Raw genomic sequence first — 12076 nt, 5'->3', positions numbered from 1 at the left:
ACAGATCGAGCTTTGGGCGTAGCAAACGGATTCCATGACGTTCCCCTTTTCCATCGTTACTGGTGGCCTCCGTGCGGCAAGAATGATCCTGGTTCACGAGAAATACAAGCAGTTGCTAATACGTTGATATTTCCCCTAGGGTTGGGGCAACGATGCGAAATCGACGCCGGTCAGTTGTTTGGATAGCGATTGCCCTTGTCCTGGCGGCGTTGGCGATCACGGCGGCGATCATTGGCTTTCAGAATTTACGGCGCTCGTCACCGATCATGGTCTCGGCTGTCTCGGCCTTTAATACTGGGGGGCTCGTCCCTGGCCCCACGGTTAAGGCGCCCTCGAAAAACCTTGGTGCTGTTGCTACCGATAGGGATATCTGGCTCGAAGTCTCATGGAAGTTTTTCGGGGAGTTGCGGACGCTGGATACCGTAACTGTCGGCGACCTTCGGGCAAGGCGCCTGGTGCGCAGTCATGATGTGCCCTCAAGCGCCAATTCCGAGATCTGGTTCATATCAGCCGGCAGCGGCGACATATTGGAAAACACAACGTCGACCGACATCGGGTTCACTTTTGATGGCGGCAACCCGTCTGTCACGGCGCAGATTTACAGAGTGGTTGGAGCTTCTGAGATACCTGCCGCGATAGCTGCAGAAAGCGGCGACAGGATTACCATCACCATTCCAGCCGATGGCATCGCTTTTATCTCGCTCATCGCTTCCGGCACCACCTCCGGGTCCATGAGCAATGTCACCGAAGATTTTAGTGCCCTTTGTGGAAAGGATTTCCTTGGCATCCATGCATCAACAAGTTCGACCTTGAATCAGAGACTGCTACGTTTTCGGGAAACTCAACGGCAGATTTTGCTGCTGTCGCACTTCAGTCGGCCGCAGCGAGATAGCTAACCAGCCAGCGCCATTCCAAAGCAAACGCCTAGGCCGACAGCGAGGCCAAGGAACAGCTTGGCGGCAAGATCGAGGGCGAAGGCGCGGACTGGGCGCCACACGTCTGAGCGGGGCTCTCTGAGGGCGTTGGCGATATCATCGAACACCGTTTCCATGGAATGATTCTAGATCGGAACTCCGGGAATGTGAATCCCCTGTTTGTTCCACTTTCGCCCCATTGGGCAACCTGCACGGTTCGCCCGAAACCGTGCAGGCAGCAAAGGTGGCTTAACGCACCACTCTTAAGCCACTCGACTCCAGCCACGCTAGTGCCGTCTCTGCAAAGGTCGCGCAATTGTCCAAAGGATCATTGTTTTCATAGAGCGTGGCTTGATAGGCTGCTGCTATGCCTTCAAAAATGGCGGTTAGAACTTGGTCGCGGTCTCTGGCGGCGTCAGCGGCCGGTTCAACAGTCATCTTTGGTGTTTCTGGGTGTTTGCCTTCCATGAGGAAGTCGAGGAGCGCCGACACCAGCCACTCGGCGCTGTCCCTGTCCAGTTCGAGGAAGGTTGTGTGGTCGTCATCGGTCACCAGTTCCAGTGCGCCTCGCAACGCATTCCGCGATACCACCGTCACGTCACTATCCTGATATTCGACAATTTTGGTCATCACTTTGCTCCATGTTTTTTAGTGGCCGCAACGCCGCCATGGGCGCGGAAGCCGGATTGTTGTTGTTTGGAGTTGTGCTTGGGCAGCCGTGCTGCTCGTTGTCTACGACGTAAGGGCTCCCCCATCGTCGGTTATCACGCGGCTTGATTTCCAAAGGTGCCCGGGCCGCTTCTCTCAAGGCACGCAGTGAAGGTACCTAACCCGCTCGGGCAGTCAAGAGGGCGGAGGGGGCAAGCCATGCGGCTGGCACCAACCGCTAGCTAGGCTGCCTCGTTATTCTCACCCTTGGAACATTGTGGCCTCGAACACTTCGGGCGTTGCACTGCCCCATCAGTGCACGTTCCCTTGTTCTGTTGGAACTAGCCGGCTGCCGAAAGGAGGCCGGCTTTTTTGTATATAAGCGGAACCTGAAATTTGGGGGCTTTGTTGATAGAACGGCAGCGAGTGGGTGTTCGCTGCTGGTCGAGGTCCCGCAAGACTCGGCCGGGCTCGCGTCACCTCGCCGGGCGGTGCGAGCCCACAATCGCGGCCATCTGGTCCGCTGCTTGAGCTTGGGCTTCATCAGAATGAAGGGCGACATGGTTCATCCGAATGTAGAAATTTGCGTTGGGGGGAGGTGAGAATGAGGCGACCAGGAAATGTGTTGGCTGGGAGAACGCAGAGGTGCAGTGCGGTCCGCGAAAGCGATCAATGAGGTTGAATGCACAGAACGTGCCGCCAAGACAGCCAGGTTGAAATCGCTACGCTTGGCTCAGATCTTGCCAGAGGCCGACCCGCACTTTTCGTTCAACGAGGAGCTCGACTGCTCGGTACTTGTCGCGGTGCTGGCTCGGGAACCGCATAATTATCCAAAGCGGCCCGAATCCCATTCTTTCCGGCGGCTGCCCCTGCGACGAGGCCTTTGATCTCCTCAAGCAGCGCCGTTAGGCTTTGTCAACAATCGGCATTTTTCGCCGTGGCGACCCCACATGGCTCTCAACAACGCGCACGTGCTCGGCGTCGACAGTCACCAGTGGCCAGAGGCTGACGGTTACCTTGTCGCCGTCGATGCGCGTGACCGGGCCGACTAATTCCATATGCTGGCCGATTACGGCCTTCGAAGTCGAATCGACAACCGAATGTGGGAAGTCATAGGAGGGAATTGTCACGCTTATGCGATCGGAAGGCCGGCATTCCTGCCGACCAGATCAACGGCGAGCTTGAAAGCGTCTTCTAATTGATTATCGAAGTGAATCGTCGTGTCGCCGAAAGGGTGGACTTAGCCTGAGGCTTCCCCGACGTGCCGGTCATGTCCTACATGCCGGACTGCCTGACAAGGGGCTCGCTTACCTAACCGGCCAGCGCCACGCCAATGCCATCTCAGAGCAAATGTAGATCGACACCGCGAATCCGTGAATCCCCGGTTTGTTCTGGTCATGGCTTCTGCGCCGGTCCGGTCACACAGCGCTGGTGCGTTCACCCCTCCGGCTGGGCAGGGTCCGGTTCTTGGTGCCGCTCTCGTTGATTTTCGAGGAACAGCTATGGCGAGTTCGCCCCACTCAGGATGATCCGTGGTTTTATGCTCTTCTACGAACTCGAGGAAAGCCTTGCGCAAAGCGTCAAGGTCGAAAACCCCAAGATGCTCGCCCATACCGTCGTCCATGCCCGCGACTCTCAACGGTATTAGCTTGTCCTCTCGTTTGAGCCTTCAAGAGGGATTCCCTGAGTTTTGGCTTGGGAGCGCCTACATGGTTAATGGCGTGATTGCTGATATGACTATATCTAGGCAGCGCGGGGGCTCTATCTTCGCGCGCGGTGGCCGGTGCGGCCCCACACCCAAAGACTGCAGCGACCATTTCTGTGGATGGGTAGTGCTAGCCGATGCGACATCATGCTGCAGCGATATTTTAGAATCGGCTAATTGTGCAATCGCTAAATTAATGAAATGCGTGAGGAATGTATTTTCCACAGTTCCTGGTCGGCATGTCTGCCACTGCGATCATTGTGGCGATCTGGACCTACATCGAAGCCGGTTCAATTTGGACCGCGCTCGGCTGTGCGGTCCTTGCGCTGATCGTTCTGCAAGTCGGGTACGCCGGGCTGGTCGTTTGCTTGATATACTGGCGATCATCGGAAGCGGCTGACTCGACTAGTCGAATTTCGGTCGCGGCTCAACAGAACGTCGACGGCATCTGATAGCCCGCGATCGTCTCGGCACGGTCACGTGACCCTGGGGCAGCAGTTTTGCCTCGCAGTGCCGCCAGCAAGTGGGCCTACAACGTGTTTGCGGTGACAGACACCTACCCCGAGCTTCGGGCTGAAAGCCTTATCATTGATCCAGACGCGGAACTGGAGGACGGGTGCGTTGTGGTCGCCATGTTTGGAGGCGGTCATCCGCAAACCATGAGCTGGCGCAACAATCACGGGCGAGGCCATGGGGGCCGCTTTGCCGCCAAGGGAAGTCTGCACGAGACGTTCCTTCTCGATTCCATCGTGTGCGGACGAGGGCCATCTTCTTGCATTCGCATCCTCGGCCGGGTGTTCGGCTACCGGCCGCGCTTCCCGCGCTACAGAACCTGGAACGATCCAGTTTAATTCTTGAATAATTTGGCTCGCTGCCTCACGGTGGCGGGCTTTTTTGTTGCTCAGCCCCAACGTCTCGACGCCGGGCTGCGGAACGCAAACGTCGTGATGTCGTCACCGGAAATCCCGATGTCGCTGAGCATGTCGTCTGGTGACTTGCTCAACTCGTCCGTCGCCTTCAACAGCGCCTTCTGCTCGGCTCGATGACGGACCCAATCGGCAAGGGGACCAACTGCGACAAGACGAAGATTCACAAGCATAGGAAGGTTCACAAGCATCGGGACCACTCCCTTTACCCCTGCAGGAAACTGCACGTAGCCTACGCCAATACGTCGATGCGTCCGTGACAAACCTCACAGTCCGATCCGACGGGGCAAAAACTGCCCGGACGCCTGACGGTGGCGGGCCTTTTATATATTAGCAATGCATAAAATTCGAGAAGGTTCATGGCATGGTTGTTAGCAAACTCGCTGCTATCGTGCGACGCAGGGCTCGGTGGATGGTGTGCTGGAATGCGCGGGGCTGGATGGATCAGGGGTCTGATGGAAGCTGACGCTCGCGATCTGCGGAGCGAGATCAGTCGGCTACAAATAGACTTGATCGCTGCCGCCAACTCTCAGGGTAAATCCAGGCTGCATGACGTCGCGCACACACTGCGATGCCAGAAGGCGCGGCTGGAACGTCTGGAAGAGTGCCTCGCTTCAATGACGTCGAATGTCCGGCCAGAGGCATCCGCAACCCCGCCCCATGAAGGCCGGCCGTAAAAGGCAGCTCATCATTTCCGAAAGAGAACCCGCTGCCTCGCGGTGGCGGGCTTTTTATTGCTCAGCCCCTTGCGGGCAGCGTCTTGTCCGTGTTGCGGCGGAAGGTCATGCGAAGCCGGAAATTTTTTTGCCAGGAATGGTCGCCTCCGCGCCGATCGCCGGCTCCCGAGGCAGATCATCACCAGGCGACTCCTGCAAAAGCAGATAATTTGGGAGACTGTGTGCAGAGAGCGCACAGATTCTTCTTCTCTTCCTTTTTTCGATCTGGAACCTGCCATTGAAGCAACCTTCGATGATCGTGCCAATGTCGTTAGGAGCGCTGGGGAACGCATGGCACGCTGTGCAGGCGCGAACTGAGGCGGGGCGGCGGGCGCGCGGCCGCTAGCAAGAGATCCTGGCGGTCTTCGCCGCACGGGTCGGCGAAACCATGCCGCGTTATGCACTCGCCGGTGACGATTCGGAAGTCGGCGAGCGCACCATCGACGTCCAGATCAACCGGCTGAGCCGCAAGATCGAGCGCGATCCGCTCCAAATCCGGGTCTCGCTGCAGACGGTGCGCGGTATTGGGGACAGGCACCACTGATCGCTATGTACGGCGCCATTTTCGGACGAACGTCTTTTTGATGATTGGGAGCGGTGGCGGTTCGGCGCTGATAATTGTTGGTGTCGCCGGTTTGTTGACAACAGCCGCAAACGGGAACGCCACGGCACCAACAATCAATCCAGCCGCCAACCAGGCAACTGTCGACCGGTAATCCTGTATCATAGCGCACCCTCAATAGGCAGATAGACTGCCAGTTCGGCACTAAGCAAAGATTACGTCGGTGCGCGCTTCGTGCAGCAAAGCGGACTGCCGAGGTTCAATTAAGCTGATCCAGGATTCCTGAGCTGCTCGCCACCACCCAACTCCCGTAAATCTGGAAACCGATAGCGCCAATCGCAGCTGCCGAAATCGGCACGCCAAAAGGAACGACGCCCTTCCTGTCCATATGCTGGACATAGACGCGAAACGCGCCCGCCGGCAGCAGGAACGGATTTACCACCACCACGGCCATGGCAACGGCGAACACCATCAGCAGCAGAGAAAACACGAGAAGGCCGGCGCCGCCGACCAGAAGCGGCATGACTGCCATCAGCTTGACATCGCCGGCGCCCACCTTGCGCAAGGCCCAGAAGGGGAAGAACACGACAAACAGCAGGAGGCCGGCAGCCACGCTCATGCCCATGTCCCACCAGGATCCGGACTGAACAGCCACCAACAGCAGCGAGCCTAAGCCCAAGCCGAGCAGCAGCAGCACGATGCCGTTGGATATCTTTTGGGTGGTGAAGTCCACCCAGGCAACCCTTGCAAGCAGAGGGATGGCCAACGCCTTCAATGGCAGCGATGCGACTAGCAACATGCAGACAGCCTACCGCTCGACGTTCTGCACGCTGGACGACAGGAGCTTCAGATTGTTGACCACGGTCGGATCGTTGGGTGCCAGCTCATAGGCCTTGAGGAAATTCGCGCGCGCGTCCTGCAACTTACCGCGCAGCAGATAGGAATAACCGATATTATTGTAATACTCGGGCGACGCCCCCATCAGCTTGAAGGCTCGGCCATAGGCCCGATCGGCGAGGTCGAAGCGGCGGATGCGATCGCAGGAGGCGGCCAGTCCCATCCAGGCGCCACCATCATTGGGGGCCAGTTGCGTCGCCTTGAAGAACAAGGCACCGGCATTGCCGTAATTTTCCGCGCGGAACTGGTTCTTGGCCTCTGCAACAGCCTGGTCCGAGGCGTAATATTCGACGTCGCCGACCGTCTTCAGCCCGTCGAACGCATCGCCAAAGGACGTTACATCGCCTTTCGACGGCTCGTTGGTGCGAACGACACCGTCGGATGTGTCCACCGTCTGGCAGCCGACAAGCACTACCGTCAATAGGCAGGCTGCGACCGCGACAACTCTTTTCATGCAGTTCCCCTCGAACCCTCCGGACTCATATTAGGACCAAAGCATACATGCAACTAGAAGAAAATGCCCCTCATCCGAATGATAACCGGCAACATGATGACCATCAAGACAACCGGAAAAATGCACAGTCCCAAGGGGATCATCATCTTGACCGGCAAAGCATTAGCGCGCTCCTCGGCGCGAAGAATTCTCTGGCTGCGCATCTCGTCGCTATAGACGCGCAGCGCCTCCGTGAGACTGGTGCCAAGTTCTTCCGATTGCCGAAACAGAACGGCCAGCGCCCGCGCCTCGTCAAGGCCAATACGATCCGACAGATCGCGCAATGCGTCGCGCAACGGCTTACCCGCCCGCAGTTGCAGAGTCATGATGGCAAGCTGGATCCCCAGCCATTTGTGGGTTCCCGCCAGTTCGTTACTAACACGCTCCACCGCAGCTTCCAGGCTCATACCTGCGTCCGCGCACGTGATCATCATATCCATGAAGTCGGGAAAGCCGCGACGGTAAATTTGCATCTGAGCTTTCTCGAAGCGGTCAAGCCCAATACTGGGGACAACCAGACAGGCGAGCCCAAACAAGCCGGCGCCTGCAAATGCAATAAAGCCGGGCATTTGAGGTGGCAACACCCGAGATAGCAGCGTGTAGGCAGCAAAAAAGCCGATAGCTACAGCAGCTATGCGCGACAAGGTATAAACAAGGGGCGCATTTGGCTGGTGGAACCCGGCGCGAAAAAGCTTCGTCTCAAGCGCATTCGGCTCACCCCGCTCCTTCTCAATTGTGCGGAAATAGGCGTCGATCGGCTTTTGTGCCGATATCCTGGCGAGTTGCTCTTGGCCGGCAAGCGAACGACGGTCGACAATGCCCTCTGCCAAGAGGCTTTGCGCCACCAATTTTCTCGTCTGCAACGCTGGTATAAAGACCAAAGCGCAGAACAGAAAGAGCGCCGCCGCCGCCATGAACACGGCAACCGAAACCAGAAAGCTCAAACCCTGAATGGTGGACAACACAGCCGTGCTTCACTCCTCAGAAACCGAAGTTGACCATGCGATACATGATAAAATCGCCCAGAAGCGCCCATCCCCCGAAAATCATGAACACAGGCAGGATTATCGGGTTGTTCCATACGGTCCCATAGTAGGACGGAGCAGCGAACTGGAGGATAAAGAACATCGCGACCGGGAAAAGCGAGATGATCCAGGCCGACATTCGGCCCTCGGCTGAAAGGGCCCTGATTTTCAGCCGGAGCTTTTGCCTCTCCCGCAACACCAATGAGAGATTAGCAAGGATCTCAGTCAGATTGCCACCGGTCTTTGACTGAATCGAGAGCGACACCGAAAGCAGGTGAAGGCCTTCGAAACCCACTCGTTGCGACAACTTTCGAACGGCTTGTTCGATGCTCAGTCCGAAGGCGATTTCGTCGGCGACGATGCCGAATTCCGTGCCGAGCGGATCGGGCATTTCCCGGGCGACGAGACCGATCGCCACGGAAGCCGGGTGGCCGGCGCGCAGCGAACGGACGATCATATCAAGTGCGTCGGGAAGTTGCTTGGCGAACCTCTGGATTCGTTTGTTGCGGGCGCGACGAAGGACAAGAAGAGGCAGCGCAAAACCCACCAGCAGAAAAACGATGAGCGCGGCAATAGAGGAAAAGCCGAAAAGCAACTTCAGAGCCAGCGCAAGCATCAGCCCCGCGAGGAGGAACATTGCCGCGAAAGCCAGCGGATTGCCCGTGATACCTGATTGCGTATAGAGTCGGTTTAGCCCGATCGCGCGAAAAACAAAGTCGCCCGATTCCGTCAATCCACGTTCTCGCAAGAGGCCTTGGAGGGTCTGCTCGGCCGGCGCCTCCTCTGCAAGCCGCTTAAGTCGTCGGTTGATCGTGCCGATTCTGATTCGTCGTCCAGCATAAGACAAGTAGAGTGACTCGGCGGCAAGGATCACCGATGCCGCTGCCAGCACATAAATGAAGTAGAGCAAGGTCTGACCTGTCGGCATCAGAGCGGAACCTGCGGATTGAAGGCGTCCTTGGCGAAATGGTGACCAAGCGTCGCCGCTTCCTGGGCGAACCGCGGGCGAACCCCTGTTGCGCGAAAATCTCCAACAATCTTGCCTTCCGGCGTCACGTCGCGGCGGACAAAATGATAGATCTCCTGAAGCTGAACGACATTGCCTTCCATGCCTGTCAGTTCCGATATGGAAACGACCCTTCTGCCCCCATCGGCGAGCCGCTGCGTCTGCACGATGATGTCGATGGCTGAAGCAATCTGTGCCCGTATGGATTCGTGCGTCATCGGCATGCCGGCCATGCCGACCATCTGTTCCAGACGAGAAATAGCGTCGCGAGGCGTGTTGGCATGGATGGTGGTCATCGAGCCTTCATGGCCGGTATTCATCGCCTGAAGCATGTCGAAGGCTTCCTCGCCACGCACCTCACCGACGATGATGCGGTCGGGCCGCATGCGCAGCGCGTTCTTGACCAACTCACGCTGACGGACCTCGCCCTTGCCCTCGACATTCGGCGGCCGTGTTTCGAGCCGACCGACATGCGGCTGCTGCAGCTGCAGTTCCGCCGCATCCTCGATGGTGATCAGGCGTTCCCTGGACGGGATGTAGCTCGACAGCGCGTTGAGCAAGGTCGTCTTGCCGCTGCCGGTGCCACCCGAAACCAGGATCGACTTGCGCGCCTGGACGGCGATTCGCAGCAGATCGATCATCGGCTGCTTGATTGAATTGAGCGTCATCAGTCGTTCGAGCGAATACGGATTCTTCGAGAATTTGCGGATTGAGACCAGCGGGCCGTCCACCGATATCGGCCGAACCGCGATGTTGACGCGGGAGCCGTCCTCCAGCCGCGCATCGACCATTGGGGACGATTCGTCGACGCGCCGGCCGATCGCCGAAACGATCTTGTTGATGACGCGCAGCAGGTGCGCCTCGTCACGAAACCGGATAGCCGTCTCTTCAACCAGGCCACGCCGTTCAATGAAGACACGCTTGTGGGTGTTGATCAGGATATCGGTAATGGAGTCGTCCTTGAGCAACGGCTCGATCGGCCCGAGCCCCAGCATTTCGTCGGCCGTGTCGATGGTCAGTTGATCGAGCTCGCGGGCATTCAGCGGCACGTTTCGACCGCGAACGAACTCACGCACGATCGGCCGGATCTCGTTCAGGATTTCATCCTTGGACGCATTTTCAAGGGCGGTCAGATTGAAACGATCGATGAGATGGCGGTGGAGTTCGACCTTGAGTGTCAGGAAATCGTCGCCGCCCGATTCGATGTCAGCGGCCGGCGAAAGGGCCGGAGCGGCAGGCAGCACAGTCGGCTGCTCGGCCCTTGTCGAGGCCTGCAACTCGCTTGGTCCCTTGATAAACCGCCCCAGCATAATCCCTTATACCCCCGTTAGCCCTTATTAGCGGAAACTAAACGTTAACCAAGCGAGGCACAAGCGCTGGAGGGTCTCACGTGGAGCCAATGCTTTCAACATAGTTAAGGAGGACGCCAGAAAAATATCGTTTTATTTCGACGCCGCGCGCTTTACCCTCTCCCCAACTTCCACCTCGCGGGACCTTTCATACCGCAACAAATGAGATGCGGGTGAAAAATGTCGGTAAACCCTTACATATAAAGGAATATGCAGCTTCGCTAATGCAACTGTCGTTTTGCCTTGGCTGTGGCCAAATTGTGAACGAATGGTTAAGGCCGGTTGAAAATTCAGCCGAATCAAGCTCTTACTAGAATTCAAATGGCTTTTGCGTTCGCAAGTTCAGGTATTGGAAGGTTAAGGGACCGTTAATCCGTTTGACTCTGCTTTTTCGTGCGACCTAGGATCGAGGTGACGGGGGATGCTTGGGTATGGGGTTCATCCTTGGCTCTGTCTCGTCGGGTTCAACCTCCAAAGGGAGACATTGACATGAAGAAGCTCATGACGGTGGCCCGGCAGTTCCGCGACGATGAAAACGGCGCTGCTATGGTCGAATATTCCATCCTAGTCGGCATTATCGCCGCGGCAGCCATTCTCGCGATCCTCGCGATCGGCGGCTGGGTTACAGGTCGTTTCACCGGTCTCTGCACCGCGCTGGAAAACTCGCCAATCGGGTCCTGCAACGGCGCGACCGGCGTCGGCACCTGATCACGTAATAGTACTCAGGCCCGGATCGATCGATCCGGGCCTGAGTTTCAGCGCGGCGGGCAAATTGGGGCTTGGAGTTCATGCGTGCCAACACTTTGATAATGATTGTCCTAGCCGGCGTGTTCGGTGTCCTGGCGGTGGTTCTCGCAAACTTCTGGCTGGCCAGTCAGCGTAGCGCTTTGGCCGAGGCTAACGGCCTGCAGCGCGACACTGTGGTGGTAGCAGCAGTGCCTTTGAAATTTGGCGATACACTGTCGGCCGACAAATTGCGCGAAATCGCGTGGCCGGCCGGCGCGGTTCCGGCTGGTGCCTTCAGAACAACGAAAGAGATTTTAGGCGAAACTCCGAAGCAGGCATTGCAGGCCATCGGCGCCAACGAGCCCGTACTTGCCTCCAAGGTCACCGGCCCAGGCCAGCGCGCCACACTTTCGGCGGTGCTTAGTGAGGGCATGAAAGCCGTTTCCATCAGGGTCAACGATGTGCTCGGGGTAGCTGGTTTCGTTTTCCCCGGCGACCGGGTCGATGTGCTGCTGACGCGCACGGTGCGCGGCGATGGCGGCGCGGACCAGAGTTTTGTCGACGTGCTGCTGCAGAGCATGAAGGTGCTCGCCATCGACCAGGTGGCGGATGAAAGCAAGGACAGCCCGACGGTTGTGAAGTCGGTGACGCTAGAGGCCAGCACCAAGGACGCGCAGAAGCTGACATTAGCGGCCGGGGCAGGCCAATTGTCGCTGGCCCTTCGCCAGGCTGCCGCAAGCAAAGGCGAGGCGACCGAACGCGTGACATTGTCTGACCTGAGCGGCGAGACGCCCGCGGATGTCGCGAAGAGGCAGGCCGAACTCGATAAGCAGGCGGCGGCCGAAGCGGAGGCCGCGGCTGAGCGCAAGCGAGCCGACGATAAGATTGCCGGATTGACCCAGGCGGTGGACAGAGTGGGAAGCCGCCTCGACGAGTTGGGCAAAGTGAAGCCGGCTCCGGCCGTGGCGTCCGCGCCGGAAGTCCGGGAAGTCGTTAAGGAAGTGATAAAATACGTACAGCCGGAACCGCCGAAGAATGTTACAGTGGGCGTGTTTCGCGGCGTGAAGCTCGAATCCTACGATGTGCCGCGACAACCATAGCAGACACGC

General features: G+C 57.9%; 12 protein-coding genes and 1 pseudogene. 6 read left to right on the top strand and 7 right to left on the bottom strand.

All coding sequences use genetic code 11. From position 1 onward, the window contains the following. Positions 1 to 152 precede the first annotated feature (152 nt). Positions 153 to 896: a hypothetical protein gene (locus NKJ18_RS11465; protein ID WP_352758251.1), complete on the top strand. Its 744-nt coding sequence runs from the start codon at positions 153 to 155 to the stop codon at positions 894 to 896. A gap of 267 nt (positions 897 to 1163) precedes the next feature. Here NKJ18_RS11465 and NKJ18_RS11460 read toward each other — a convergent pair whose 3' ends face one another. Further along, positions 1164 to 1544, bottom strand: a complete 381-nt coding sequence (locus tag NKJ18_RS11460) for a hypothetical protein (RefSeq protein ID WP_352670601.1) — start codon at positions 1542 to 1544, stop codon at positions 1164 to 1166. 1935 nt (positions 1545 to 3479) lie between these two features. Here NKJ18_RS11460 and NKJ18_RS11455 point away from each other — a divergent pair. Together NKJ18_RS11455 and NKJ18_RS11450 are read left to right on the top strand one after the other, a co-directional pair. After that, positions 3480 to 3719: an exopolysaccharide production repressor protein gene (locus NKJ18_RS11455; RefSeq protein ID WP_352758250.1), complete on the top strand. Its 240-nt coding sequence runs from the start codon at positions 3480 to 3482 to the stop codon at positions 3717 to 3719. Positions 3720 to 3812: 93 nt separating this feature from the next. Next, positions 3813 to 4118 (top strand): hypothetical protein, encoded by a 306-nt coding sequence (locus tag NKJ18_RS11450; RefSeq protein ID WP_352758249.1) that lies wholly within the window; start codon positions 3813 to 3815, stop codon positions 4116 to 4118. A gap of 50 nt (positions 4119 to 4168) precedes the next feature. Here NKJ18_RS11450 and NKJ18_RS11445 read toward each other — a convergent pair whose 3' ends face one another. After that, a complete protein-coding gene (locus tag NKJ18_RS11445) occupies positions 4169 to 4384 on the bottom strand; it encodes a hypothetical protein (RefSeq protein WP_352758248.1) in 216 nt (71 codons plus the stop codon). 871 nt (positions 4385 to 5255) lie between these two features. Here NKJ18_RS11445 and NKJ18_RS11440 point away from each other — a divergent pair. Beyond that, a pseudogene (locus NKJ18_RS11440) lies at positions 5256 to 5453 on the top strand (winged helix-turn-helix domain-containing protein); the annotation flags it as partial. A 277-nt stretch (positions 5454 to 5730) separates the two neighbouring features. On the opposite strand, the gene NKJ18_RS11435 reads toward NKJ18_RS11440, so the two are convergent. The 5 genes from NKJ18_RS11435 to NKJ18_RS11415 are packed head-to-tail and all read right to left on the bottom strand — an operon-like array spanning position 5731 to position 10202. After that, on the bottom strand, positions 5731 to 6270 hold the full coding sequence (locus tag NKJ18_RS11435; protein WP_352758247.1) for a prepilin peptidase: 540 nt from the start codon (positions 6268 to 6270) through the stop codon (positions 5731 to 5733). A 9-nt stretch (positions 6271 to 6279) separates the two neighbouring features. Continuing rightward, the gene (locus NKJ18_RS11430) at positions 6280 to 6822 is read right to left on the bottom strand and encodes a tetratricopeptide repeat protein (RefSeq protein ID WP_352758246.1); all 543 of its coding nucleotides are present in this window, start codon (positions 6820 to 6822) and stop codon (positions 6280 to 6282) included. Between the two features lie 53 nt (positions 6823 to 6875). Further along, on the bottom strand, positions 6876 to 7826 hold the full coding sequence (locus NKJ18_RS11425; protein ID WP_352597192.1) for a type II secretion system F family protein: 951 nt from the start codon (positions 7824 to 7826) through the stop codon (positions 6876 to 6878). Between the two features lie 16 nt (positions 7827 to 7842). Beyond that, entirely contained in the window at positions 7843 to 8814 is a 972-nt protein-coding gene (locus tag NKJ18_RS11420) for a type II secretion system F family protein (protein WP_352597194.1), read from the bottom strand. Further along, positions 8814 to 10202: a TadA family conjugal transfer-associated ATPase gene (locus tag NKJ18_RS11415; protein WP_352758245.1), complete on the bottom strand. Its 1389-nt coding sequence runs from the start codon at positions 10200 to 10202 to the stop codon at positions 8814 to 8816. The genes NKJ18_RS11420 and NKJ18_RS11415 overlap by 1 nt, the downstream gene beginning before the upstream one ends. Before the next feature lie 528 nt (positions 10203 to 10730). Here NKJ18_RS11415 and NKJ18_RS11410 point away from each other — a divergent pair. Next, positions 10731 to 10949, top strand: a complete 219-nt coding sequence (locus tag NKJ18_RS11410; RefSeq protein WP_352597198.1) for a Flp family type IVb pilin — start codon at positions 10731 to 10733, stop codon at positions 10947 to 10949. A gap of 80 nt (positions 10950 to 11029) precedes the next feature. Next, complete coding sequence (cpaB, locus tag NKJ18_RS11405; RefSeq protein WP_352597200.1) at positions 11030 to 12067, top strand: Flp pilus assembly protein CpaB; 1038 nt, start codon at positions 11030 to 11032, stop codon at positions 12065 to 12067. The last annotated feature ends 9 nt before the right edge of the window (positions 12068 to 12076 follow it).

Source organism: Mesorhizobium sp. M0217 (assembly GCF_040321955.1).
GTDB lineage: Bacteria > Pseudomonadota > Alphaproteobacteria > Rhizobiales > Rhizobiaceae > Mesorhizobium.
Note: the sequence above shows the minus strand (reverse complement) of the source record. Positions and strands in the feature narration are given on the sequence as shown.